This window comes from Pseudomonas sp. FME51, assembly GCF_014897305.1.
Genome location: NZ_JABUYN010000002.1, coordinates 1 through 26,405, shown reverse-complemented (window position 1 = coordinate 26,405; position 26,405 = coordinate 1). Strand labels below are relative to the sequence as shown.

At 51.9% G+C, this 26,405-nt stretch carries 22 protein-coding genes; 8 read left to right on the top strand and 14 right to left on the bottom strand.

All coding sequences use genetic code 11. The features are described from left to right. Window positions 1-43: 43 nt before the first annotated feature. A complete protein-coding gene (locus tag INT39_RS04590) occupies window positions 44-826 on the top strand; it encodes an SDR family NAD(P)-dependent oxidoreductase (RefSeq protein WP_193072118.1) in 783 nt (260 codons plus the stop codon). A 45-nt stretch (window positions 827-871) separates the two neighbouring features. Here INT39_RS04590 and INT39_RS04585 read toward each other — a convergent pair whose 3' ends face one another. After that, window positions 872-1,708, bottom strand: a complete 837-nt coding sequence (locus tag INT39_RS04585) for an alpha/beta fold hydrolase (RefSeq protein WP_193072116.1) — start codon at window positions 1,706-1,708, stop codon at window positions 872-874. A 130-nt stretch (window positions 1,709-1,838) separates the two neighbouring features. On the opposite strand from INT39_RS04585, the gene INT39_RS04580 reads away from it, so the two are divergent. Next, complete coding sequence (locus tag INT39_RS04580; RefSeq protein ID WP_193072114.1) at window positions 1,839-2,309, top strand: NUDIX domain-containing protein; 471 nt, start codon at window positions 1,839-1,841, stop codon at window positions 2,307-2,309. A 258-nt stretch (window positions 2,310-2,567) separates the two neighbouring features. After that, window positions 2,568-3,272 (top strand): SDR family oxidoreductase, encoded by a 705-nt coding sequence (locus INT39_RS04575; RefSeq protein ID WP_193072112.1) that lies wholly within the window; start codon window positions 2,568-2,570, stop codon window positions 3,270-3,272. Window positions 3,273-3,389: 117 nt separating this feature from the next. Here INT39_RS04575 and INT39_RS04570 read toward each other — a convergent pair whose 3' ends face one another. Continuing rightward, on the bottom strand, window positions 3,390-4,520 hold the full coding sequence (locus tag INT39_RS04570) for an LLM class flavin-dependent oxidoreductase (RefSeq protein WP_193072110.1): 1,131 nt from the start codon (window positions 4,518-4,520) through the stop codon (window positions 3,390-3,392). Between the two features lie 247 nt (window positions 4,521-4,767). On the opposite strand from INT39_RS04570, the gene INT39_RS04565 reads away from it, so the two are divergent. Further along, window positions 4,768-5,373 (top strand): TetR/AcrR family transcriptional regulator, encoded by a 606-nt coding sequence (locus INT39_RS04565; RefSeq protein ID WP_193072108.1) that lies wholly within the window; start codon window positions 4,768-4,770, stop codon window positions 5,371-5,373. A gap of 88 nt (window positions 5,374-5,461) precedes the next feature. Here the strand turns inward: INT39_RS04565 and INT39_RS04560 are convergent, their stop codons facing one another. From INT39_RS04560 to INT39_RS04535, 6 genes are all read right to left on the bottom strand, one after another. After that, the gene (locus INT39_RS04560) at window positions 5,462-6,553 is read right to left on the bottom strand and encodes an LLM class flavin-dependent oxidoreductase (RefSeq protein WP_193072106.1); all 1,092 of its coding nucleotides are present in this window, start codon (window positions 6,551-6,553) and stop codon (window positions 5,462-5,464) included. A gap of 63 nt (window positions 6,554-6,616) precedes the next feature. Next, window positions 6,617-7,771 carry an LLM class flavin-dependent oxidoreductase gene (locus INT39_RS04555; protein ID WP_193072104.1) on the bottom strand — a complete coding sequence of 385 codons (1,155 nt, stop codon included), beginning with the start codon at window positions 7,769-7,771 and terminating at the stop codon, window positions 6,617-6,619. Between the two features lie 130 nt (window positions 7,772-7,901). Beyond that, complete coding sequence (locus tag INT39_RS04550) at window positions 7,902-10,358, bottom strand: efflux RND transporter permease subunit (RefSeq protein WP_193072101.1); 2,457 nt, start codon at window positions 10,356-10,358, stop codon at window positions 7,902-7,904. Window positions 10,359-10,362: 4 nt separating this feature from the next. Further along, window positions 10,363-11,472: a WD40/YVTN/BNR-like repeat-containing protein gene (locus INT39_RS04545; protein WP_193072099.1), complete on the bottom strand. Its 1,110-nt coding sequence runs from the start codon at window positions 11,470-11,472 to the stop codon at window positions 10,363-10,365. A 131-nt stretch (window positions 11,473-11,603) separates the two neighbouring features. Then, a complete protein-coding gene (locus tag INT39_RS04540) occupies window positions 11,604-13,007 on the bottom strand; it encodes a DUF1329 domain-containing protein (RefSeq protein ID WP_193072097.1) in 1,404 nt (467 codons plus the stop codon). A 79-nt stretch (window positions 13,008-13,086) separates the two neighbouring features. Then, complete coding sequence (locus tag INT39_RS04535) at window positions 13,087-14,727, bottom strand: DUF1302 domain-containing protein (protein WP_193072095.1); 1,641 nt, start codon at window positions 14,725-14,727, stop codon at window positions 13,087-13,089. A gap of 279 nt (window positions 14,728-15,006) precedes the next feature. On the opposite strand from INT39_RS04535, the gene INT39_RS04530 reads away from it, so the two are divergent. The 4 genes from INT39_RS04530 (at window position 15,007) to INT39_RS04515 (ending at window position 20,486) form a co-directional block, all read left to right on the top strand. Continuing rightward, on the top strand, window positions 15,007-15,468 hold the full coding sequence (locus INT39_RS04530; protein ID WP_193072093.1) for a nuclear transport factor 2 family protein: 462 nt from the start codon (window positions 15,007-15,009) through the stop codon (window positions 15,466-15,468). A gap of 1 nt (window position 15,469) precedes the next feature. Continuing rightward, window positions 15,470-16,336 (top strand): enoyl-CoA hydratase-related protein, encoded by an 867-nt coding sequence (locus INT39_RS04525; RefSeq protein WP_193072091.1) that lies wholly within the window; start codon window positions 15,470-15,472, stop codon window positions 16,334-16,336. Between the two features lie 14 nt (window positions 16,337-16,350). Then, window positions 16,351-17,121 carry an enoyl-CoA hydratase-related protein gene (locus tag INT39_RS04520; protein ID WP_193072089.1) on the top strand — a complete coding sequence of 257 codons (771 nt, stop codon included), beginning with the start codon at window positions 16,351-16,353 and terminating at the stop codon, window positions 17,119-17,121. 71 nt (window positions 17,122-17,192) lie between these two features. Next, window positions 17,193-20,486: a carboxyl transferase domain-containing protein gene (locus tag INT39_RS04515; protein ID WP_226944583.1), complete on the top strand. Its 3,294-nt coding sequence runs from the start codon at window positions 17,193-17,195 to the stop codon at window positions 20,484-20,486. 53 nt (window positions 20,487-20,539) lie between these two features. Here the strand turns inward: INT39_RS04515 and INT39_RS04510 are convergent, their stop codons facing one another. The 6 genes from INT39_RS04510 to ribBA all read right to left on the bottom strand — a co-directional run bounded on the left by INT39_RS04510 (window position 20,540) and on the right by ribBA (window position 26,248). Next, complete coding sequence (locus INT39_RS04510) at window positions 20,540-20,740, bottom strand: hypothetical protein (protein ID WP_193072084.1); 201 nt, start codon at window positions 20,738-20,740, stop codon at window positions 20,540-20,542. Further along, window positions 20,737-21,390: a carboxymuconolactone decarboxylase family protein gene (locus tag INT39_RS04505; protein ID WP_226944550.1), complete on the bottom strand. Its 654-nt coding sequence runs from the start codon at window positions 21,388-21,390 to the stop codon at window positions 20,737-20,739. The genes INT39_RS04510 and INT39_RS04505 overlap by 4 nt, the downstream gene beginning before the upstream one ends. 54 nt (window positions 21,391-21,444) lie before the next feature. After that, window positions 21,445-23,124, bottom strand: coding sequence for a class I adenylate-forming enzyme family protein (locus INT39_RS04500; protein ID WP_226944548.1), 1,680 nt, complete (start codon window positions 23,122-23,124; stop codon window positions 21,445-21,447). Window positions 23,125-23,184: 60 nt separating this feature from the next. Continuing rightward, a complete protein-coding gene (locus INT39_RS04495) occupies window positions 23,185-23,712 on the bottom strand; it encodes a flavin reductase family protein (RefSeq protein WP_226944546.1) in 528 nt (175 codons plus the stop codon). 106 nt (window positions 23,713-23,818) lie between these two features. Then, on the bottom strand, window positions 23,819-24,973 hold the full coding sequence (locus tag INT39_RS04490; protein ID WP_193072082.1) for an LLM class flavin-dependent oxidoreductase: 1,155 nt from the start codon (window positions 24,971-24,973) through the stop codon (window positions 23,819-23,821). 171 nt (window positions 24,974-25,144) lie between these two features. Beyond that, window positions 25,145-26,248, bottom strand: a complete 1,104-nt coding sequence (ribBA, locus tag INT39_RS04485) for a bifunctional 3,4-dihydroxy-2-butanone-4-phosphate synthase/GTP cyclohydrolase II (protein WP_193072080.1) — start codon at window positions 26,246-26,248, stop codon at window positions 25,145-25,147. Between the last annotated feature and the right edge of the window lie 157 nt (window positions 26,249-26,405).

Genomic DNA, 26,405 nt, shown 5'->3' with positions numbered 1-26,405 from the left:
CAATACATCACTGAAATCCTAGGATAAAAATAAGAGGTATAGAATGCAGCAGCTGACTGGCAAGAAAATCATCGTTACCGGCGGCGCCCAGGGCATCGGAGCGGCCATCGTACGGGCCTATGTTGCGGCGGGAGCAAGCGTTGCATCCATGGATATCAACGACTCGCTGGGTCAACAGGTTGCTATTGAACTCCGAGCGGCCTTTCCGAATAGTAATATCAGTTTTCACCAGTGTGACATCAGTGACCGGCATGACGTAGAGAAAGCCTTTCAAGCGGCGACTGATGAGATGGGCGGCCTGGATGTTCTAGCCAATATCGCCGGTGTGCATCGCCATTCTCCCCCAGATGCCATCCCTGAGGATCTATTCAACCAACTTTTCAGTATCAATGTGCTAGGTACGATGAATACCAATGCTGAAGCCTATCGACTGATGAAAACCCAGGGGACTGGCAATATCATCAATTTCGGCTCCGAGTCAGGCCTGGTCGGTGAGCTGAATAATGGGCTCTATGCGGCGAGCAAAGCAGCAGTTCACACATGGACACGCAACGTAGCCCGCCAATGGGGGCCAGACGGTATACGTGTCAATGCTGTATTACCCTATATGGTCACACCCATGTATGTCGCCTTTCGCAACGCCCTATCTCCTGCTGAGCTGGCTGCACATGATGCGGCTACCAAAATGGATATTCCGTTGGGGGGCAAGTTTGGCGATGCCGATACAGACCTGGCACCGGTTATGGTATTTCTTGCCAGCGACAGTTCACGCTTTATTACCGGTCAGATGTTGCCCGTGGATGGTGGCTTGGTGTCGGTGCGCTGACACGCTGACGCCCCCTTCCTGAAAGGGGGTGTCTATCCAATCAGGCTAGCCAGGCAAACTTGTGACAAACTCCCGCAAGGCTTGAATGAACACCTCGTTGCTATCTCCCGCGACCATATGCCCGGCATCTTGAATATCAATAAAGTCAGCATGCGGGATCAGCTCCAGGAAATGATTTACCTGATCTTCACCTACCAGCTCGCTCCGGCTACCCCGAATCAATAATGTGGGCACTGTGATACTCCTGCTGGCTTGCTCATGGCGCGCCTGCACGGCTTCTTTGGACACATCCAATGAGAAAAACAAGGCCGGGTCCCAATGCCAATACCAACGCCCGTTGCGCATTCTCAGGTTTTTCTGCAGCCCTGACAGGCTTTCAGGACGTCGGCGATGAGGAAGGTAGCGTGAAATTGTCTCAGCTGCCTGAGCAAGACTTTCAAACCCCTCCGGGTTTGCTGTCATGAAATCACGCACCTGCGCAGCGCCCTGCATATCGATACGCGGCGTGATATCCACCAGAACGAGAGCTCTGCCACCCCTGACATGAAGGCCTAGAGTGTTAAGCGCGACCAATCCGCCCAGAGACGCACCAACCAATATTGGAGGCTCAGGAAACTGCGAAATGACCGCCAGGACATCTTGAACCTGCAACTCGATTGCATACCCATCCGCAGCCCAAGCGCTATCTCCATGCCCTCGCAGGTCAAGACTGATGACGCGAAACCCATCTTCAGCAAGGGTTTCAGCACAGCTATTCCACGCGTATCGGGTCTGCCCGCCCCCATGCAGAAACAAGATGCCGGGGCCGTCTTCCGGCCCCCCAACACTAGCCGCCAGCTTTTGCTCGCCATTGAAAAAAATCTGCGTTCGAAGTGCTCCCATATTCCTTCACCTCCCAACCGATTAAAAGCCACAATAAAATCAACACCAGAGTTGACTTGAGCTGTATCTTGAACCATGATGAATGCAAAGTCACACGATAATGCGCTTGAAGCCGTTAACGGAGGCCACCATGAGAAGCCAAATGACAGCGGAACAGGTTACACCGGCGGTCTGCCACGATATCGTAGCGGCTGTGCTTTCCCATCAGGGTGACCTTGCCTTGCTGCGACGTAGTCCGCTAGTGACCGGTGATGTGGGTCGCTGGAACTGTGTAACCGGGTTCCTCGACGCGTGCAACGATCCCTTAGCCCAGGCACTGGAAGAGATCAAGGAAGAGGCCGGTATTTCGCGATGGGATCTCCGGCTCCTCAGCAACAAGGTGCTACATTTGGAAGGTCTGGATGGTCGAGTGTGGCGTGTACACACATTCCATTTTGCCAGCCAAACTCGAGCATTGACCCTTAATTGGGAGAATGATGATTGCGCTTGGCTGAATCCTACCAGGCTTAATGAATTAGCAGTGGTCCCCTGGTTTGCAGATATCCTTGAAGCATGTGACCTGCATCATTCCATCGAAGCTTGTTTTCAATCAGCTATTTGAGGAGCGATCCAGGCGTCTTTCCATAGCCCATGAAAACGCACGATGAATTCCAGAGCCAGAGGCTTTCACGATCCGCATAGGTCGTATGCCGTCGGAAGCAGTACCTGACAATCCTCTCGCCTGCCATTAGTTGCAATGACCTAATCCAGGCTCTGTTGGCAGAAATTTTATTCCTGTGCAACCCAGCAGCGCCTATCCTCCATGTTTAGCTTTTATTAAATATCGCGTTTCCAACAATCGAATTCAGAGGTCTGATAGATGGAAAATATCGTAATAACTGGCGCTAACCGTGGCATTGGCCTTGCGCTTGTCGAAGCATATGCGGCCGACAGTAACCGGATATATGCGTTTTGTAGAAGTCCGAATGAAGCGACGGAACTTGGGCGGCTCGCAGCCACTTCCGGGGGCCGAATAACCTTGCATCAGGTTGATATGGCGGACGGGGCTTCGATAGACGAGGCGGCAACAATTCTTAGTGATGCGCCCGTTCATGTACTGCTCAATGTAGCTGGCATCATCGGCGGAAAAACAGATAGTATTGAAGGCGCCGCGTTCACAGAAGATGATTTTAACGATTGGCGCCGGGCTTTTGAAGTGATGACTATTGGGCCGTTCCGCCTGGTACAAGCACTTTTACCAAACCTTCTGGCCGCCAAGGGGAAGGTTATGACCGTCAGCAGTCAGGCCGCTGCCTCCACTTGGCCACATGGTGCTATGTATGCCTACGGTGCGACAAAAGCGGCAGTAAATAGGATCATGCTGAGCCTGGCTATTGATTTGAAAGACCGAGGCGTATGTGTGGCCTCAATTCATCCAGGCCATGTCAAGACAGACATGGGTGGCCCCAACGGCGAAATCACTCCGCAGCAAAGCGCTGAAGGTATCAAGTCCACTGTCGAGAATCTGACATCAGATAACACCGGTTCCTTCTTCAAGTGGAACAGTGAACTGCATCCCTGGTAAGCCTTTCTGCAACTACTGGCCTGCTATCGTTTTGCAAGCATCGATGGCATCACCCCTGCCACTTAAGGGTTACGCACCGGTCGCGACGTATCGCGACCGGTATCATGCCCACCCGGTTTACGGCAGTACTATCTTGGGAGCAACTTCCTTGGAGATCATCTCCAGCGACTGGAACCAGGGTGCAGGGTCGTCATAGTAATCATGGACTTCCACTTGGAGCGTTCCCCAACCACCCGTGGCAGCGAACAGCGCGTTGATCTTTTCAGTAACCGTTTCAGGTGAGCCAACAATAAACACGTTGTCAACCAGAAACTCCAGGTCGGCATCTGCCGGATCGATACCCGCATCCTTCGCAAAACCGTCCATCATGCCAAAACGATGCCAGATCGGGATGAGATAACGCTGGAAGCAGTAACCAATAGGCCCCTCCATGACAAGTTTCTTGGCTTCCTTGTCGGTTTCAGCGCAGAATACTGTTTGCGAAACCGCATGGCGTGCACGATCCGGGACGTGGCCAGCGGCGATGGCCGCTTCAGAATAGACCTCCCAGTGTTTTTTCAACGCATCCAGCCCAGAAAAAATCGAAACCGGCTTGAAGTTTCGCTCACCCGCCAAGCGGATGGAGGGTGAGTTGTAGCTGAAGCCCGTCACGGCAATTTCAGGAGCTTTGCCACCCCAAGGGCTGAAGTCGGCCAGCTTATGCTGCTCGTCACCATCAGCACCATCAAGCTCTTCCGGATACCCTGCATCCCAGTACTTACCTTCGTAAAAGAAAGGCTCCCGCTTCCAAATTTTCTCCATAATGGACAGAGACTCGCGGACCATATCATTCAAGCTTGTGGTCTCATTACCCCCCGTCGCCGTATTTGATTGGCCCGCATTGCGGATACCATGCATGTAGGACGCCTGAGGGTAAGCCCCTGCACCGATACCGAGGAAATAACGCCCCTCTAGAATCTGAGAAAGCCATCCGATCGTCATCGCCAATTTCGCCGGGTGCTGATGAGGCAGGATGTGGGCCATCGGGGCAAACTTGATATTTTTTGTCTGCAAGGCTGCTGCCGCGATGATCAGCTCAGGGTTGGGAATATTTTCCCACACCTGCGACGCATGCTCGGAGATCATCATCGAATCAATCCCTACGCTGTCCGCGTGAACAGCAGTTTGAACGCCCCAGTCAAACGTCTGCTTGGCTGTACGTCCCGGACGCATATAGGGATGAAAAATCAAACCAGTTTCCATTGCCATGATTGTTATCTCCTCTGATGGGTAGTAGGCAAGGAAGCATTCTCTGCCTAAGAAGGAATGCTGTCGAAACTCAATATAACGGTGTTATACAAACCCGTCAACACCAGCGATGACAAATATAAATGATCCTCACCGAAATACTCGCTAAGATGTGTCACCAAGCAAAATCAGGATCGCCGTAAACTTACTAAAATGCATAAGCGCCGATAGTCATATAACTTTGGAATCATTACAGCAAGGTCCCCGTATGAAAGTACTCAGTACGCAAAATAGCAATTATTCTAATGATGGAAAAACCGAGGTCAGGCAACGTCTGGTTCAGGCAACTCGCCATCTACTGAGCATTGAAGGACGAGACGGAGCGAGCTCCCGAGCCATATGCGCATTGGCTGGCGTCGGTGCTCCCACCATCTATCATTATTTTGGTGATCTCGATGGCCTGCATCGGGCAGCGATCGATGAAACCTACGAACAGGTAGCCGAGGCCTATCTTCAAGGCACCAGGGAACGAGGCCCACAACAGGGACTGAGAAACGGCTGGGGAGCATTCAATCAATTTGCTCGCCAAGAGCCTTTGATGTGTCGGCTGGTCATCCAGCATATACTTGCTGGCGATCCGCCAATGGCGGTAGCTGAAACCCTTGCGACTGTGGAGGCCGACCTTTCCAGACTATATAACGAGGGCGTCTTGAGTTGCCCTGCTCATGAAGCAGTGCAGCTACTCTGGATAGGTACTCTGGGAACTGCGTGTTTTACCGCAAGCGGATCAAATAGAGAGGATCAGCCCAATCCTGATTTTCAAGAGAAAATGGTGAGCCTCGTGCTCGATGCTTTGTTTATACAGAAAGGTTAACTATGGTTTTATTATATTTAGCCGACAGTTATTATCGGTATCTGAACAAGCAATGCGGTTATTAGGCAACAACCGCACTGCCTCTGACTCAGACTTTTTGAATATTGGGAATAACTTCCTGCGCGAGCCGTTGCAGTGATTCAAAATAAGGCTCTGGATTATCGATATTGTCATGCGAGTTGACAATAACCTGACCGCAGCCACCCGATCTCTCCATCATCGCCTCAATTTTACGGGTCACTGTTTCTGGAGAACCGCAAAGCCATACATGCTCTGCCAGAAAATCCATATCAATCTGGCTTGGATCAATATCCACTCCTGCATCCTTTATGATTCCAGGAAACAGATTGAATTTTTTATAGATGGGGAATAGATAATGTTGCCATGTCTGCGCCATGCCACTAGCCTTGGCTCGCTTGATGGCTTCCGCATCAGTGTCCGCCACAAAAACTTCCCGGGTAACCCTGAAACGTGATCTTTCCGGAGTGAAGCCCTTCGATTCCATAGCGGCAGCCCATGTGTCGTAATGCGAGCGCATCACCTCGTGACCGCCAAAAAAGGAAATCGGACTATAATTACGTTCGCCGGCCCACTTCAAGGACGATGAGTTCTTGGTCAACCCGGTGACGGCGATTTCCAAGGCATCACGACCACCCCAAGGGCTATTATCTGCGATCTCTACATCATATTCAGGCATAGTATCTGGTCCAGGGAAGCCTGCCTGGAAGAACTTGCCTTTTTCCATGAATGGCTCCCGGGCCCACACCTTCTCCATCAGTTCGAGTGCTTCGAACATCTGTTCTTGTAACGGACCAATGCTCTCGAAACCGTGGAGAATAGCGTCTGTATGATGCCCACCAGGTGCCACTCCAAGAAAATACCGGCCTTCCAGGATTTGCGACAACCAGCCGATCTGAATAGCCAGGGTTGCTGGATTATGGTAAGGCAGAAGATGCGCCATAGGCGCAAACCGAATATTTTTTGTAAGTGGTGCTGCCGCCCCGATGATAATTTCCGGGCAGGGGATGTTCTCCCAAGCCAGAGTGGAATGTTCGCCAATCATGAAATCGGCAAAGCCGGCCTCATCACATACCTGCGCTAGTTTGAGTGACCAATCGAACATTTCACGCGCAGTACGGTGGGGTAAATTATATGGAGTATGAAAAAATCCGCATTGCATGGTCTTATCCTTCCAATTTTATCGTTTTAATTACCTAATCGAATTCTTTATTATCTGGCAGTCTCACACCATGGTGCCTTCGGCATCCTTGGTGGAGAAGCGTGGCGCAACCAGCGAAGCGAACTTCTCCAGCTCTTCATTGTTCTGTTCCGGATCCAGGTGACCCTGACCGAACATGAGAAACAGCTCGTTGAAACCCAGACGGTCATGCGCCCGGCCAATTTGGTCGGCAATCTCGTCGGCACTGCCAATCAGCACGTTCGGCATTTTCTGGCCAAAAGGAATGAACCACTTGTCCCAGAACCATTGATGTTCAGCCTGCAGTTTCCGCGCATGCTCCTTGTCATCAGTCAACATCAGGAAACCGCCCCAAGCCGCCACGTCTTCACGAGCCACGTCACGCTCATGGGTCCGTGCCGTTTCGGCATAGCGGTTCCACAAGGCGTCGCAGAAGTCCAGGTCCGCCGCCAGAACGATCGGCTTGCCACCTTCACGGGCCCACATGTCCACCGTACGCATGCTACCGGCGAAGCCACCATAAATTTTCGGATGGGGGTTCTGATAACACTTGGGTGCAATACCAATTTTCCGGACGATGCCGTCGGCATCCATGCCCTTGCCCATGCTGGCATAGGCGGGATGACCCGCAGAACCACCGTTGGGTGGAAATTCCCAGTGCTTGCCCTTGTGGTTGAACACATCATTGGCCCAGGCTTTCTTGATGATCTGCAGCGACTCTTCGAACACTTCGCGATTCAGCTCATCAAGCTCATCCTTGGCCTTGGCATTCACCGGTGTAGTCGCACTGACACCCGGGCGAGCAGCCATCGAGTCAACCCAGCGCGCGTGGTAGCCACGGGTGAAGCCCACCATCAGACGTCCCTGGAGCATGTGATCCAGGGTGGCGATCTCCTCGGCAACCCGCACCGGGTTATGCGTGGGCAGGGTATAACCCATGATGCCCGCCTTCATGCGCTTGGAGTGCAGCCCCACGTAGAGACTGAACATGCCCGGATGGTTGTTGATCTCGAACCCTTCGATCTGCAGGTGATGTTCGGGCTGACAATACGCTCCGTACCCCAGGTCGTCGGCCAGACGCACATAGCCACGTACCTCTTCGAGAAAGCGCTGGTACAGCTCCGGGCGCTGACCGGCCATGCCTGCTTCAAGCTCATGTCGTCGACCGATTACACCCGTTTGCATCAAATTGAATTTCATTTTGCTTCCCCCTTGCTCTTGTCTCTGCAAATTAAGCAGATTCTACTGACATGTCAACGCAAATGTTGATTTGACTTGGAAAAGCATCCAAGTGATTAGGTTCATGGCCTAAGTCAGTGCATGCAATGGCTTATATTGATCGCGCTAACGTTCTTTCCATGCTGACCTCGTGTGTGTCGTTTACATCAACTTTTTTTGTCTCTTTTTTCTGTCCGCTTATGTGTTCCGGTTTCAGAATAAAGGTAGCCAGTGCAGGAATGAGGATTAAAGCTCCGAGCATATTACCGAGGAACATGAATGCGAGCATTAGCCCCATATCCGCTTGGAATTTGATTGGCGACCATGCCCAAGTAGCAACTGCCGCTGTCAAGGTAATACCGACCAACATGACGACTTTGCCGGTAGATCTCAGGGCGCTGGTGTAGGCCTCCTTGACTGACATTCCCTGCCTCAGGAATACGATATACGCAGTAAGAAGATATAACGCATAATCCACGCCGATACCGACTCCCAGCGCCGTGACTGGGAGGGTGGCCACCTTGAGACCAATTCCCATAAATACCATGAGTGCCTGAGCAAGAGTGGAAATAACCACCAACGGTAGAATCGCCACAACCACTGCCCGCCAGCTGCGAAAAGTGATGCCACAAAATAGAATCACCGCAGCATAAACAAATATCAACATTTGATAGTTGGCTCTGGCCACTGTCTGGTTGGTCGCAGCCTCTACCCCGGCATTCCCAGCTGCCAAAAGGAACTGACGCTGCTCATTATTGTGTTCAGCGGCAAACTCCTCCACAACAGAAGCGACTCTCTGCAGCGTCTCAGCCTTATGGTCTGTCAGATAAGCGATGATCGGCGCTACTGTACGTGAGTCATTTATAAGACCAGGACGCGCGGTGAATACGCTATCGATCGCATCGTTGGTAATATATGGGCTACGACTGATGGTGTACCATTTCGGTGACCCTTCGAACCCAGCCGGTGTTAACTTCCTGGCCATGCTGGCAGCCGACTCGGTTATCTGAACCCCCGGCAAAGCACGCAGTTTTCGCTCCAGCCGATCAATTTCCAACAGTGTCTCAAAATTTCCCAGTCCACCTTCTGGTGTAGTTACGATAACCGCAAACATGTCGTTGGAAAGACCGTAGTTTTCTTGGATATATTGCACATCCTGGTTGTACTCCGAATCCGCACGCAGTTCCGGTGCTCCGGCTTCAACATCACCAATTTGCAATTTTTGCCCATAAAAGAAAGCTGCCACGGTCATCGCTGCGACCGATACCAACACTCCTGCAGCAAATTTTCTTTCCGTGAATTTCCCAAGCCACCGACTTAATGCGTAATCACCTTTCTGCTTGGTTTCTGCATGGCCTTTCGCCCGAGTAGTAATACCGGTGAAAGACATCACTACAGGAATAAATAGAAGGTTTGTGATAATCAGCGCAACCACACCTATGGTTGCAAGCAGCGCAAGATCTCGAATTGCCGGTATAGCGATAACAGCGATCACGGCAAAACCTAGGGCATCCGATAACAAGGCAGCGGTGCCCGTCAAACAAAGGCGGCGAAAGGTCAGCCGAGACGCTATATAGCGATCAAGACCACTACCAATATCTTGAATGATTCCATTGACCATTTGAGAGCCATGGGAAACGCCGATGGCAAAGACCAGAAAAGGTACCAGGATTGAAAAAGGATCGAGAACAAAGCCCAGCAATTGCATAGTGCCCAACTGCCAGATCACCCCCATAAGAGAGCAGATAGTTACCACTCCGGTACTGATCACACAGCGCGAATACCAAAACACCAACACCGTGACCACCGCAGCGGCAATGAGAAAGTAGCTGAGCACTTGCATCAACCCAGCGATGAGATCACCCACAAGTTTTGCAAAACCGATCACGTGCAATTCTACGCCGCGACTCGCGAACTCATCGTTGATAGCTCGCAGACTATCGGTAAACGCCTTATAATCCAGGGGTTCACCTGTATCCGAATCACGCTCCAGCAGCGGGACGAACATCGCACTGGAACGTTCATTTAGTGCAACCAGAGAACCTTTAAGCCCGGCTTTCTCCACATTTTCTCGCAGTACGTTCAGACTTTCAGGAGACCCGTCATAATCCGGCGGCATAACCGGCCCGCCATCGAACCCATCTTCAGTCACTGCAGTCCAGCGAACCGAGGCCATCCAAAGCGATTGTACAAAAGCTCGGTCCGCCCCTTTGAGAAGAAAAACCCGGTCATTTATTTCGCTTAACGTTTGCTGATATTCAGCATCATAAATGCTGCCATTCTTATTCTCGACCACCACGGTCACTGAGTTGCCCAAGCTCCTGAGATTTCCAGCAAACTTTCGATAGTTCTGAATGTACTCATGCTTTGATGGCATCATTTTCTCAAAGCTGGCATTCACTTCCAACTTGGCAGCATGATATCCGAAGAATATGGTGACCAGGACCGCCACTAAGAAAAATATTTTACGATTCCCAAAAAGGCAGCGCTCCAGAGGATTGCCAGTCATTCTGTTGAATGATGCACTGATACTTTGACTGGATCCAGCAATTATTTTATTTTTGGACATAGCCTTACTCCTGGACCTTGGGCTTTATTGTCTTTCGATCCGATAGGGTCATTCGCTTAATTCCCTGTAAGGTAGTCACCATAAACTCGTTATTTTTTACCTCAAAAACTGAAGTCAAACCAACTTCATTTTCAGCATCTAACACATCATAACTGCGCAAATCTTGATCAGTAAAAACCAATTCACCAGCTTGGTTGGAAAATACAAATCCACGGCCTTTGTCACGCAATAACGCGTTATTAATTGTGGACCGAGGAAGACCATTAACAACTTCCCAGCTCTCCCCTTCATCAGTGCTACGGTAAGCAGTGCCCTGAAGACCGTATGCAACAACCTGGCTCTCATCACCAATGAGACCAGTAAAGCTGCCAGGGTATCCTGTATCAATTAGCTCAAAAGCGTCCCGCTCAGCGTTCAGCTTGAATAGCGTGCCGCGTTCACTACCAATGTAAACATTCTCACCGAACCCCATAACGCTATTGAGGTGCAAACCCGCCTCATTGTCGATCCGGTGCGTCCAGGGAGTCCATGTCGCTCCGCCATCATTCGTACGAGCTATATTCCCGAATGCGCCAACAACGAAACCAATGGACTCATCCTTGAACCAAACATCAAGATAAGGCAATCCGGGGCCATCGCGATAATTCAGTTCGGTCAGCTCCAGGGCTGTCTGTGCCAGGGCATCGCCATTCTCAGCAAGCTCCCGGTAATAATTCATGAATTGCTCTGCGGCCATGCGGCCATCGAGCTGCTTTGTCCAAGTCATCCCACCGTCATCGGTAACCAAAATCACCCCATCATGGCCCACAACCCAACCCTTGGAAGCGCTGATCAGATCAACGGCTACCAGGTCGCTTTGCACAGGAACCTGAGCCTGCCGCCATGTTTCCCCGGCGTCGACGGAAGTCATAATCAAACCAACTGGGCCCACAGCCACGGCAACACGTCCTCGGAAGGCACTGTCTATAAAAGCTTGATCCAATGGTCTTATCTGCTCTTCTGCAGATATATTTAATGGGTCTTTGAACTCCGCTTGCAAGGATGAAGTAAACATACTCATAGCAAGAAGCGGAATAATGATAGAAATTCTGAACGTATTTCGCGATGTAGTCATAACAGGTCTACCCGAGTGAGCTCAAAACAGCACAAATACACACTTCTGACTGGCGGCCATATCACACCTGTCCGTAGGGCCTTCTTTCGGTAGAAGGCCAGGCGAATAGCTCTCTCACCTGGCCTTTCATATCAACGAACCCCTTGTGCCTCCACAGCACGGGGAGTCAATGCGATCCTCAGACCCTCTGAGCTCATATAAGAGCGGTTCCAGTGACCCGGCTGAGAAGCGCCAGCATTGATCAACATATAATTACCAGCGATCAGATCATCAAATGCCCAGGTATTATTATTGACTCCCCCAACATCATAAGTAGGGAAACTTTGAATAAAGCCATTTTTCCATAGTTTCCCAGCGTCATCATAAGTTTCCAGAGCAACGACTTGCCAACTATCTTCATCGATATAGAAACGACGCTTGCTATATACGTGGCGTGCGCCAGGCTTGCGCTCTGCTTCAACTACCCATACACGGTGCCGCTCGAAACGCAGCGCTTCCGGGTCGAGGTGCTCCTTACCCAGCACCTCGCGCGGGTTGGCATCCTGCGTCAAAGTGTAAGCGTTATAAGGCACAATTTTTTCAGTCTTGCCTACCAACTTGAAGTCAAACCGATCCATGCGACCTACGAATCCAAAAATCTCATCCCACATCAGCACACCGCCATAGGCGCTGATCGGCAGGTCGTAGGCAAAATCGGGTGCTCGACGAGCCCTACGCTGTCCCGGGGTATAAAACCAAACCAATTGCCCTCCATTATCTGCTGTCGGCAGATAGAAGTTCAGAAAGGTTACACCAGCTTGTTGGGGTGGGCTGGTCTGCACAGCAGTAAACGAGAGAATAGCCCCATGCGAGTCAGCGCGCAGTTTTCCGCTACGGTCGTACCAAGGGCGCATGTGGTGCTGGTTAGGTGTGGCCAGCACGTTAACCCCACCATTGGAGTCAACCACAAACGCCTGGTTATGCTGGTGCATGATTGCCGGAGCGAATGCCAGCTTGTGGTTCCACATCACCTCATAACCGTCTTTTGGTATTGGAAATAAGACACCAGGAAGCGGCAGACCTTCCGGATCCGCCCCTTTGACCGCGTCACCCATCACGCTACCTGTCAGTTCCGCAGTCGTTGCATTGACCAAGGTGTTCTCGATCACCCAGTCTTCATAACGCGCGGAGCGATGGGTTTTATACACATTCATCTTGTAACTGGGATATTTGCGCAATAGTGCCTGTGTGCCGACAGTCAAGGCATCTTCATACTCACCCATGTTCTCCGCAGTAATACTGAATAGCGGCTTTTCATCTGCATAAGGATTGATATAGGTCTGCATTGATTCCCGGTCATATTCGGGTAAGGGCTGCAGGCCACCCGTATATTCAGGAATGCTGCCATCAGCATTGCCAGCACGCTCGGCACCATGCAACGTCAGATCAGCTCCGAGGCGCTTCGCCTCTTCAGCTGACACCGCTGCTAATGCCGCTCCTGAGAAGCAGAGAGTGATGGCGGGTATCAGCCCCGCGAGAATTGTTTTTTTTAGCATGACTGTTTTCCTTCATTATAGTTATAGGAAAAATAATACATATATGTCGCAATCTCTTATCCGGAGATCGGACTTATAATCAGAAAGAAGTATTGTAGGAGAGTGAAACCCATCCTTTGTCATTCAACCCGTATGGACCATTACCTCCAGCATACGTATCGCCTCCAGGGCCACCGCCAACCACGCGACCATCGGGATTCCAATGATAATCCTGATATTGCAATGCAAAGTAGTGCTTCTGTGCATAGGCTGCTTTTAGACCAACCGACGCAATGATCGAATCCTCCGCATAAAATCCACCAGCCGCATAGGCAGGTGTTCCATTTATGCCATATTGGAATGAAATTGGCATACTGAGGTCCACAGAGGGAAAGACTTGCAACCAGGACGGCTCAAACAAGAAGGCTACAGCGACAGCATCGTCAGTGCCGCAACCTACTCTATTGGTGGCTGCACAGGCGTAACCTTCACCATTGTAGAGATCCTTGTCGTGAACCTTATCAAGATGGGTGTAGGTCACCTCACCCAGGAACATTGCTGTATCCCACAAGGCGTTCCCTGGTAGGTTGACCATTGCGTTAGCCAAAACGTTGATCAAGTCACCCTTGGCAACCCTTGTAGGAAATGCTGATGCCAAAGCAGTATCCTGGCGGTAATTGACCTCAAAACCCAAGCTGGCACCACCGAGTGAAGTTTCGTATGACATTGCATACATTTTTGCCTTCTCAGCATATTGAAGTTCAACCTGGGGATAGTTCAGCGTAGCAATAGGCTCCGGCTCATCAAATTGGCGGTAGTAGAAACCAAACCTGTCACCATTAGCCCACTGGGGAGACCAATCCAATCGAATACCGAAGTTATCATTAATGTGGTCAGGATCATCACTCTTGCCCAGCAGACCACCCGGTACAACTAACCCACCATCATGAGGGCCTTCGAAGAGGACATCACCAGGAGCCAGATAGGTACCGGATTCTGGAAAGCGGTTGGGCCGCCATTCCAGAAAATATTGCGCCGCAATAGACCATTCATCATTGAGTTCCAAAGACCCATATACTTGGGTGCGCGGCAAAATCAACTCTTTGACTGTTGATCCCGGCTGTGAGAACCCCTTGATGAAATCGGTAGGGTGCTGACCGTAGGAGATGGAGGAGTAACCGAAAAACATGCCGTTACCCCATTGCTGGGTGAAGCGCCCAAGGCGCACTGAAGCGGCACGCTTACCCACGTCGAAATTATTGAATACGAAGGCATCGCCCAGTTCGGCTCCGCGAATGTGGTATTTCTTGGTATGGCTGCTGTATTTTCCACCGCGATAATTGGATACGTAGCCAGGCCTGACTTCCACGTCATCGTCATAAGCGAAGTCATTCCAGGCGTTGGCCGACATCCGAAAGCCCATCCGGTTCTGATAGACCCCCGTAAGCTCAAACATGCCCTGGACGCGATTCGTGACCAGATCTCCACGATCGAACTTATAGTTAGCTGAATGATGCAAGGGGTCATTGGCAATGCGCGAATCGCGTGACTCCGCTCGCACGCCTACCAACCACTGCAAGGATGTATCGAAAGTGATGCGCCAATCGTTATCTGACTTCAGCGTGATTGCCTGCACTGCGCTAGAACTGAAAATAGAAGCCAAAGCGATTGACGCTGCCAGGGCCGTACGACCCAGCTGATGAGTACCAAGCCTGCTTGATGATTTTGTTCTTATTTTCATTAAGTTATCCAGCCTATTAATGTTGCAAATAGCCAGCAAGCCAAACGGCGCCTAGTGCGTCACGCCCTGCTGCCAACTCCATCCGAACACCGTTTTTCAACCTCGACGTTGATATAAGCATCGACCATCATTAGCTGTCAACCTTTGCGTTGATATTATTACCGATCTTGTCCGCAGTTTTTTCAAGAGCACCGCGCTTGAGCATTCTGACAAAAATTCACACAAGCGTTGACAAGCTTGCTTTGTTAGTCAACTATTGTGTTGACAAAGGAGAAAGCCATGACACAACAAAATCAACTGCAACAAATCATCGACACCCAAGCCATTGAACGACTGCTCTTCACTTATGCATTCCATCTGGATATGAACCAGACGTCAGAGCTCGCAGCGCTGTTCACTGAAGACTGCGAAGTCATCTACGGGCCAGGGGGCTTCGGCGCGCAAGGCCGCGAAGCTTATGCCAAAACCTTGGAAGGCGTGGGCAGCTTCTTCAAGGCGACCAGCCACCATGTTTCAAATATCGTGGTGGATTTTACTGGACCGAATGAAGCCACCGTACGCTCGGTCCTGTATGCCTGGCACCGCTATAATCGTGACATGCCCGACAGCCATGTGTGGGGTCAATATCATGATGTGATCGTACAGACGAATGGCAAATGGCAATTCAAACGTCGCGAGTTGCGGGTTACTGGCGATCAGGATTTCCACGTCAAGAAAACCCTGCCAATAGGACGCAGCTGAAATGAACACAGCGTCCCCGTTTAAATACGAGCACATTCGTGTTGAACACAGAGGGGCAATTTCCTGGCTGATCCTGAATCGGCCAGAAAGTGCCAACGCGCTATCGAATGAATTGCTTGATGAATTCTCTGACGCTCTGCAACGCCTCGTGAGTGAAGGCGGTCCGGTTATCGGAATACGAGGCGACGGACGCGGATTCTCTGCCGGTTACGACATTGGCCAAGTCGGCAAGGTTGGCACCTATGGCAGCCTCGTTGCTGATCCAATAGCCGATCATGCTCGCCTACGTCGTAATGTGGACCGCTACGTTGCAATGTGGGATCACCCAAAACCCATCATTGCGGCAGTGCATGGATACTGTTTGGCTGGTGCCACACAGATGTGCGTTTACGCCGACATCACCGTAGTAACAAACGATGCCAAGATCGGCGAGCCGACCATACCCATGGGTGGCGGCTACATTGCACCGCTTTGGGTGCCCTTGGTGGGCCCCAAGCGCGCCAAGGAAATGGCTTTCGTTGCAGGCAACAGTATCGATGGCAAGACTGCGGTCGAATGGGGCTGGGCGAATCATAGCGTTCCCTCTGACCAGCTGATTGATTGCGTGGAAGGGCTGGCCGAGCGCATTGCTCTCACCCCTCCGGATGTATTGCGTATCAAGAAGCTTTCAATCAACCGCGCAGCAGAAGCCATGGGGTTCCGCTCAGCGGGAGCAGCTGTAGCCGAAATGGATGCGCTGCTTCATCTCGCGCCGTCGGTATTGGACATGAAACAGAAGCTGGCTGATCTGGGGTTGAAGGAAGCCATCAAGCTTTACCGCTCGGCGCCCACTACACCATTAACTCCCATAACAAAAACACCGGAATAACAGGAACACAAGCCATGTCGAACATAGACTTTTATGTTGAAGGCCATATTGCCCATGTACGTCTGAACCGACCTAAATCGTTGAACGCCATTAATGGTGAGATGGATCAAGCACTGTACGAGGCGTGGCAGGAGATCAATCGCAACCCGGAGATCTGGGTTGCGGTCCTGTCCGCCGAAGGGGAGCGTGCGTTCTGCGTCGGTGGAGATATCAGTGGCGGCACCGAACGTACTTCACGCATGGGTGTTGGAGGGGGGCTTACCGGTATTGCCGGTCCCTTGGTCAAACTGAAGAAGCCGCTGGTAGCTGCGGTTCAGGGCTACGCGCTGGGCGGTGGATTCGAGCTGGCCCTTTGCGCAGATATTATTGTCGCGGCAGACAACACTCAGTTCGGCTTGCCTGAAACCAAAGCTGGAATTATCGGAGAGTGTGGTGTCGTTCATCGTGCGGTACGTCAGCTGCCCCAGCGTATTGCCATGGGCATGATTCTGACCGGCGATCGGATGAACGCTCAGGACGCGCTATCCCATGGACTGGTGAATGAGGTCGTCGAATATCCGAAGCTTGCCGAGGCAGCTCTGAGCTGGGCAGAAAGAATAGCGGCGGCCTCTCCCCTGGCCAATCAGGCAGCCAAGGATGCAGCCATGAGCCGGCTTGACTATCCGCTCGAGGTTGCACTCGCAACCCGGTTCGAGCTGATTGAAGAATATGCATCCAGCGAAGATGTATTGGAAGGACGCAACGCCTTTGTTGAAAAGCGCAAGGCGGAATGGAAAGGCCGTTGATCAGGATTTTTATCTGAGGCCGGCCGCAGCAGCGCCCGGCCTTTTTTATATCCAGACAGGGCCACAACATGATGAACAAGCTTCTTATCGCCAACCGGGGCGAGATAGCCATCCGCATCGCACGCGCCGCGGCAGACCTTGGCATCGTCACCTTGGCAATTTATCCCAAGGACGATATTCAGTCATTGCATACGCGCGTTGCCGACGAGAGCGTCCAACTTGAGGGCACGGGCAACGCAGCCTATCTTGACTCCGCACAAATAATCGAGATCGCTAAACGCCATAGCTGTGATGCGATCCACCCCGGCTACGGCTTTCTTAGCGAGCAAGCGGAGTTTACCAAATTATGCACAGCTGCCGGTCTAGTTTTTGTAGGTCCCCATGCGGAAATACTCCAACGCCTGGGAAATAAGGCCAGTGCCAGATTACTGGCCAAACAATGCGGCGTGCCGGTAATTCCCGGACTTGATGCCAGTACCAATCTGCAGCAAGCCAGAGAATTCCTGTCAAATCTTCCTCCTTCCACCCCTGCCCTGCTAAAGGCGATTGCGGGCGGAGGTGGACGCGGCATGCGTATTATCCACCGTATAGAGGACCTCGAAGACGCGTTTCAGCAGTGTAGCGCCGAGGCGCTTTCTGCCTTCGGTAATGGTGATTTATATATTGAGAAGATGATTCCGCACGCCAGACATATTGAAATCCAGATCTTGGGTGACGGTTCAGAGGTCGCTCATCTGTGGGAAAGAGAATGTAGCCTGCAACGCAAGCACCAGAAAGTGCTGGAGATCGCGCCCAGCCCAACGCTGAGCACGGCCTTACGAAACGCCATGATCCAGGCAGCACTTGAAATGGCCCGTACCGTGCGCCTGAATAATTTGAGCACATTCGAGTTCCTGTTGGATTCGCGCACCAATCGATTTTTCTTTATTGAAGCAAACCCGCGCCTTCAAGTAGAGCACACCATTACTGAAGCTGTGACCGATATTGATCTGGTCCAGGCTCAATTGTGCTTGGCCAACGGCGAAACGCTGCACAGCTTGGCATTACAGCAGTCAGACATTCCCCAACCACGGGGCCATGCCATGCAGTTGCGGATCAATATGGAGACTTTGCGAGAAGATGGCAGCGTCCAACCAGAAGGCGGCACGCTCGATATATTCGAGCCTCCCGGCGGCCCGGGCATCAGAATCGATAGCTTCGGTTATGCGGGCTACACCATCAATCCGCGCTATGACTCGCTGTTGATGAAGCTGGTTTTGCACACACCGACGGCCCCTTTTGATCTGCTGGTAAAGCGCGCTTACCGAGCCTTATGCCAAACCCGCATCCGAGGGGTGCAAACCAACATCGAGTTTCTGAAGAACCTGCTTTGTCATCCGGAGGTTGTCAGTAATCGGGCCTATACCCGCTTCATTGATGAGCACCTGCCGCAATTGCTTGCCCCATTGGCACATAGCCATCCTGTTCAGTGTGCCGATACCGCAGTAACAGTTACCGACGAATCCATCTACGAGCACCCGGAAGGCTTACTCTCCGTCGTAGCACCCATGAGCGGCTTGCTGATGGAACTCTATGCAACTAAAGACCAGCCGGTTCACAAGGGGCAGGCTATAGCATTAATAGAATCGATGAAGATGCAGCATACGATTAAAGCGCCGGAAGCTGGCTTTATCCGCCGTATCCCCGCGATCGAGGGCGCTAGCCTCAGAGAGCATCAAGCACTTGTTTTCATGGAACGAGCCGATATTGACGATATTGATCACTTCGAAGTGGTATTGCACAGCGACACACCTGATATCGAAGCCATCAGACCGGATCTGGCAGAAGCTCTTGCCGCAAATGCTCGAGTTCAGGATGATTCACGCCCTCAAGCGGTGCAGCGCCGTCACGCCATGCAAAAACGCACGGCGCGAGAAAACATCAACGATTTATGCGACTCCGACAGCTTCATGGAATATGGCGCTCTAACATTTGCAGCGCGGCGCGGCCGGTATTCGGTGGAGGAGCTCTCGCTCACCACTCCTGCAGATGGCTTGGTCGCCGGGATCGGGCAGATCAATGGTGATCAGTTTGATACCCAACAGGCTAGGGCCTTGATACTTGCCTACGACTACACTGTATTGGCAGGCACTCAAGGCCTGATGAGTCACAAGAAGCTATCCCGAATGCTTGCCATTGCCGCTGACCTGGAAATACCTATCGTGCTCTATGCAGAAGGGGGTGGCGGGCGACCGGGGGACGATGATGATGCTACCCGTGCAACCGGTCTCAATATGCCCAGTTTTTGGCAGTTCGCCAAGCTGAGCGGATTGGTTCCTCGCATCAGTATCGTCAGTGGTCGATGTTTTGCCGGCAATGCTGTTCTGGCCGGTTGCAGCGATATTCTGATCGCCACCCGAGACGCCAATATAGGCATGGCTGGCCCTGCTATGGTGGAGGGTGCAGGGCTAGGCACATTCGCTGCTGAAGATATCGGGCCTGTCGACTTGCAGACACGCAACGGGGTAGTAGATTTTCTTGCGGAAGATGAAGCCCACGCCACCCTGATTGCAAAGCAGATCATTGGCTATTTCCAAGGAACTTTGCCTCACTGGGAGTGCAAGGACCAGCGCTTATTGAGGAATAGCGTACCAGAGAACCGTATGCGCTCTTATGAGATGTGGTCCGTGATCGAGACGCTGGCCGACTTGGGTACTGCTATTCAGTTACGGCAGCATTTCGCAAGTAACATGATTACCGCATTGGTGCGTATAGAGGGCCAACCGTTAGCAATTCTGGCGAATAATCCCTTGATATTAGGCGGCGCAATAGACTCCGACGCGGCGGATAAAGCTGCACGGTTTCTTCAATCATGCGACGCTTTCGATATACCGGTTCTAAGTATCTGTGATACGCCTGGCTTTATGGTCGGCCCTGACACCGAGAAGTCCGCCCCAGTTCGTCATGCCAGCCGAATGTTCGCGGTAGCGGCTAATTTGGATGTGCCGCTTTTTAGCCTGATTACTCGTAAAGCATATGGCCTTGGGGCCATGGCCATGACTGGTGGCTCGTTCCACGCCCCTTCGTCAACTATGGCGTGGCCCACGGGAGAATTTGGCGGGATGGGGTTCGAAGGAGCAGTCAGGCTTGCTTATCGAGCCGAGCTTGATGCGATTACTGACCAACAAGAGAAAGCAGCTCTCTTTGAGCGCCTAGTGGATGAGTTCTATCAACGGGGCAAAGCCACTAACGTGGCGGCTTCCCTGGAATTCGACACTGTCATCGACCCCGCAGATTCCCGCACATGGCTGGTGCAATGTCTGCAAGCCGCTAAGAAACCCCATATGATACAGGGGAAAAAGCGCCCATTCATCGACACTTGGTAGGTTGCTTGCAACTGAGTTAATTAGCGAACCCACAACTTGCGCTGTGGGTTCGATCATCTCGAGGGACACCCAATAGTGCGTGCCCGATCAACCTGCAGGGAAAAGGCAGACAGTATCCGTTCCGCCGTGCTCACCGAGCCCATCGGTGGCTCGGTGAGCGGCGAGGTTTCCACTCTGGAATACCGCTTCAACATGCTACCCAGATAAAGAGCTTCAGCCTGGTCGTCTTCGCCCAAGGGCATGAACCCGATCATGTCACGCCCTCATGGACGGGAGCCGCCGCTGCGATGGCTAAGGTTTGTAAAATCGCCTGGCGGCCTACCCCCAATTGAATCGCGTTCTTTAAATGCAGGCGCAGACCCGGCAAGAAGCGATGGGCTGGACAGGCATCTACCGCAAGGGAGATTAGCTCCTTGATATAAGCTCTTAACGCTGCTGTTTTCCACGGCACAGCGCAGTATTGGAAAAATGCCTCAAAAGCATCCGGAGATTGCCTGAGCAAGGACTGAAGAAAACCTGGGACCTCCATTTCCATGCTATCCCAGAACGGATCATCGCCTACATAGGTAGACCATAACTTCTGCTGTCGAGAATCGAGGGGGGCGGCCATGGATGGATCTCTTCGCTCATGCAATACAGCAGCTACAATGGGAGACCCCGCCATAAGCGTATGTACACCTAGCCCCGAGACCAGAACCAGCGTTTCATGCACCTGAGCGGCGGTCGCCCCTGCGTCCAAAGCAAGGTGCGTATACTCCTCAATACCGTTAACATCCAGCACCGAGGGTGATGCGCGCAAAGCCAAGTTTATAAGAAGAACATCCAACGTCGAGAGGGGCTCGCCCCCCTCAATCTCTTTCAATTCTTCTTTTACTACGCGGTCAATATCTGCAATTAAAATCACTAACAACGCCTCCTCTGTAGACTTATTTTATAACCATCTACCAGCATCTACAGATTACTCACACAGCATGCTACGAAGAACTCTTTTATTGACTTTGGTCGCCGACATAGGCCAACTTCCAGATTTCATTATGTATATAGCGCGAGGCACTTTGTAGTTTGCAATCTTGCCTTTGCAAAATTCAATCAGCTCTGCTTCCTTTACATCCTTCCCGGGCTTGAGTTCGATAAAGGCAACTGGCACTTCATCAAGTCGCGGATCCGGCTTACCTACTACCTCAGCAATCGCAACGCAGGGGTGCTCACATAGATATGCTTCGATTTCGATCGCAGCTACGTTTTCACCGCCGACTTTAAGCATGTCCTTGAGGCGTCCATTGAAAACCAGACTACCCTCCTCCGTACGTAGATAGAGATCACCGGTGTGCAACCACCCATCCTTATCCAGAGTAGATGCGGTTTTCTCTGCGTCGCGGTAGTACCCATCCATTACGCAATATCCACGTACCAGGATTTCACCCACTTCATTGGGTGCGGCGTCGCCCTCACCGTTCAGGCTGGCAATACGTACTTCCATGCCTACAGCAGCACGCCCCTGGGTGTTGATTCTCTGCTCCTGGGTATCCTCAGTATCACTCAATGCAAAAATGCCCGCGGTTTCTGTCATACCGCAAGCCTGGAGGAGCTCTGTACCAGGGAAAGTATCCAGAACCCGCTTCGCCAACGCCGGTGGCCCAATCAACATAAGCTTACGCAGCGAAGCAAGTTTGCTCGGATCAAATGTGGGATGATCCAACACACCTTGCACGATCGCAGGGAACCATGGCCAGGCCATTTCTACATTCTCTTGCTCCATCAGAGCAATCGCCCGGCCCGGCTCAAAAAATGTATCCGTTAGATAGGTGCCATAGACACCCATTACTCCTATAAAAGGAGCAAGGGCCGCTATATGAAACAGAGGCCCTGGATTCCAGGCTATATGGTGTTCGCTGGAAGCATAGCGAGTACGGGTGCGGTGGACCGACCCACGAACAATGGTCTCATGGCTAAGCATGCAACCTTTGGGATTCGCTGTGGTACCGGAGGTATAAACCAGTAAAGCCAAGTCATTGATGCCGACACGCAGCCTGGCAGCGTGCACTTCATCCTCTCCGACTGTTTTCGCCAACTGGCAAAACTCCAACTGCCCCATGAAGCCCTGGCGTCCTTCCCCTTTCAATAAAACGGTGCTGCGCAACCGGGGCACTTGGGTAAGGGTCAGAGCAGAAGGCGATTCTGCCTCGGCCAGATCAGGAAGTGCGTCGCAGAATAATTGAGTGAAATTAGTGTATTCATTTTCATCTGCGGTTGTAAGTAGCGCTACCAGATTGGCATTTTCAATGATATAGGCAATCTCACTGGCTTTGTGCCTCGCATTGATAGGCACTACCACACATCCGAGCATGGACGCTCCCAACAGCCCTTCTATGAATTCGGGACAATTGGCAGACATTAACCCAACGTGCTCTCCTGAACGGACACCTAATGCAAACAATCCTCGAGCCGCCCGCATAGCATTGTCATAGAGTTGTTGATAGGTTCGCCGCTCATCTGGAAATATTACCGCTTCGCGGTCCGGAAACTGGTTGGCTGCACGTACCAACAAGTCTCCGATAGTTGAAATTTCAAACCATTCATTTCTTTTTATCATTGAAGGCTCCCCACTAATATGGTTGTTATTCTGAGCAATCAGCATGGCTTCTGGGCGCGGAGTCAGCACCTGAGCCTTTATTTAAATGTCACGTATGCAACACGACTATATTGAAGGCGCTGAAAGCGGCAAAAAGCCACCATACCCACCCTGAAAAAACAATAATGATTTACTCTCAGATTCGATCTGAAGATCACGTACCGCGCCAAGAACAATATAATGATCGCCGGCCTCGTCAACCCTTTCCAGATCGCAATCTATCCAAGCGACCACGTTTTTTATTATTGGCGATCCATTCTTGGAAAAGTAATAATCCAGTCCTTCGAATTTATTTTCAGCTTTGGAAGCAAGTCGCTTGCAGACCTCCAGTTGTTGATCGCTCAAGACGTTAACGCAGAACTTCCCAGCCCGTGCTATTTTTGGCCAGCTAGTGGAATTGCGGTCCGGCAGGAAAGCAACCAAAGGCGGATCCAACGATACAGATGTAAAGGAGCCCACCACCATCCCGGCTACGTTACCATCGGGCTCTACCGCGGTAATGGCACATACACCAGTGGGATAATGCCCCAGAACCTTTCTAAACTGGCTTGGGTCGATCATTTCACATCTCTCTTTGCCAAGAACATCAGTCATGGCGCACCTCCAGACAAGTTATTCGACTTCCATCCAAACCCAATGGATCCGGGATGGAAGCCGGGCAGGCCAAACCTGCCGACCAATATTCAAATGAGGACCAGACTTATACCATGGTGCCTTCGGCATCCTTGGTGGAGAAGCGTGGCGCAACCAGCGAAGCGAACTTCTCCAGCTCTTCATTGTTCTGTTCCGGATCCAGGTGACCCTGACCGAACATGAGAAACAGCTCGTTGAAACCCAGACGGTCATGCGCCCGGCCAATTTGGTCGGCAATCTCGTCGGCACTGCCAATCAGCACGTTCGGCATTTTCTGGCCAAAAGGAATGAACCACTTGTCCCAGAACCATTGATGTTCAGCCTGCAGTTTCCGCGCATGCTCCTTGTCATCAGTCAACATCAGGAAACCGCCCCAAGCCGCCACGTCTTCACGAGCCACGTCACGCTCATGGGTCCGTGCCGTTTCGGCATAGCGGTTCCACAAGGCGTCGCAGAAGTCCAGGTCCGCCGCCAGAACGATCGGCTTGCCACCTTCACGGGCCCACATGTCCACCGTACGCATGCTACCGGCGAAGCCACCATAAATTTTCGGATGGGGGTTCTGATAACACTTGGGTGCAATACCAATTTTCCGGACGATGCCGTCGGCATCCATGCCCTTGCCCATGCTGGCATAGGCGGGATGACCCGCAGAACCACCGTTGGGTGGAAATTCCCAGTGCTTGCCCTTGTGGTTGAACACATCACTGGCCCAGGCTTTCTTGATGATCTGCAGCGACTCTTCGAACACTTCGCGATTCAGCTCATCAAGCTCATCCTTGGCCTTGGCATTCACCGGTGTAGTCGCACTGACACCCGGGCGAGCAGCCATCGAGTCAACCCAGCGCGCGTGGTAGCCACGGGTGAAGCCCACCATCAGACGTCCCTGGAGCATGTGATCCAGGGTGGCGATCTCCTCGGCAACCCGCACCGGGTTATGCGTGGGCAGGGTATAACCCATGATGCCCGCCTTCATGCGCTTGGAGTGCAGCCCCACGTAGAGACTGAACATGCCCGGATGGTTGTTGATCTCGAACCCTTCGATCTGCAGGTGATGTTCGGGCTGACAATACGCTCCGTACCCCAGGTCGTCGGCCAGACGCACATAGCCACGTACCTCTTCGAGAAAGCGCTGGTACAGCTCCGGGCGCTGACCGGCCATGCCTGCTTCAAGCTCATGTCGTCGACCGATTACACCCGTTTGCATCAAATTGAATTTCATTTTGCTTCCCCTCTCGTCCTTTGGTTTCCTACAAATTAATCAGGCCCTGCCAAAAAGTCAACGCAAATGTTGACTTAAAAAACGCAAAGCTCCGTTTACGCAATGCGAAGCCACTCTAACTCATTGAAAATAAAATGAAATTCTCACAAAAAAGACATCTTCTTGAGCTTTTCAGCTGAACTTTACGTACTCAGAAACCTGAAGGTCAAAGCCGGAAATACCATGATACTTTGCCGGACCGGCCATCAGTCGCATATCTCCCAAGCCTAGATCCCTGAGTATTTGAGAACCCACCCCTATCATGAGGGGGTCACCATCAGCTGGGGCCTTGGACAGATTCGATTCGCCAGCAAGTACATCTACTCGTAGTTTGATGTCCTCTGCTGTTTCCTGACTTGCAAGCAACACCAGTACACCTTTGCCTTCAGCTGCAATCCTGGCGAGGCAACGCTGTATATTCCAGCCACTGCTGCCGGGAATCTGTATGCCTAGCAGGTCACGCAATGAGACAGCCTGTTGCACTCGGATCAATGTCGGTGAGCGATCCAGATCACCTTGCGTAAGCGCTAGGTGCAGATCCCCATTGATTCGGTCCCGGTAAGTATGCAAGAGAAAATCGCCGTACTCTGTTGTCACTTGGCTCTGACTCACCCGCTCCACGGTGGTTTCATAAACTGCGCGGTAATGGATCAAATCGGCTATCGTCCCTATACGAAGTTCATGCGCGCGGGCGAACTCATATAATTCGGGAAGGCGTGCCATGGTGCCGTCATCATTCATGATTTCGCAAATCACACCCGCCTCATTCAGCCCAGCCAGCCGAGCAAGATCGCAGGATGCTTCGGTATGGCCTGCACGTACCAGCACACCGCCCGGCTCTGCAATCAATGGAAAGATATGTCCCGGCTGTACAATATCTTGCGCGCTTGCTTTTGGGGCTGCAGCAACCTGCACCGTCCGGGCTCGATCTGCTGCGGAAATACCGGTGGTCACACCCGTAGAAGCTTCAATCGACGCTGTGAACTTCGTGCCGAACCCCGAATCATTACGCTCGACCATCAAGCGCAGCCCCAGTCGCTCCGCTTGCTGCTTGCTCATCGGCATGCAAATCAGCCCCCGGGCGAAACGCGCCATGAAGTTGATATGTTCTGGCGTGACATGTTGCGCAGCCATTACGAGGTCGCCCTCGTTTTCACGGTCCTCGTCGTCAATTAATACGACCATTTTCCCGAGGCGAATGTCTTCGATGATGTCTTCGATCGTGTCTAACTGCATAACTGCAACCTCGAATGGTCGATTGAAAGGATCAGTCCCGCCCTGCCGGCAAGTCGGCAGGCTGTGGGTCACTGCCCGGCCATCTTGCACGCAAATCGGCGGTGCGTATTCCGGCGAGCGTGACCGGTCATTCCGGGCATCGTGACCGGTTTGCACA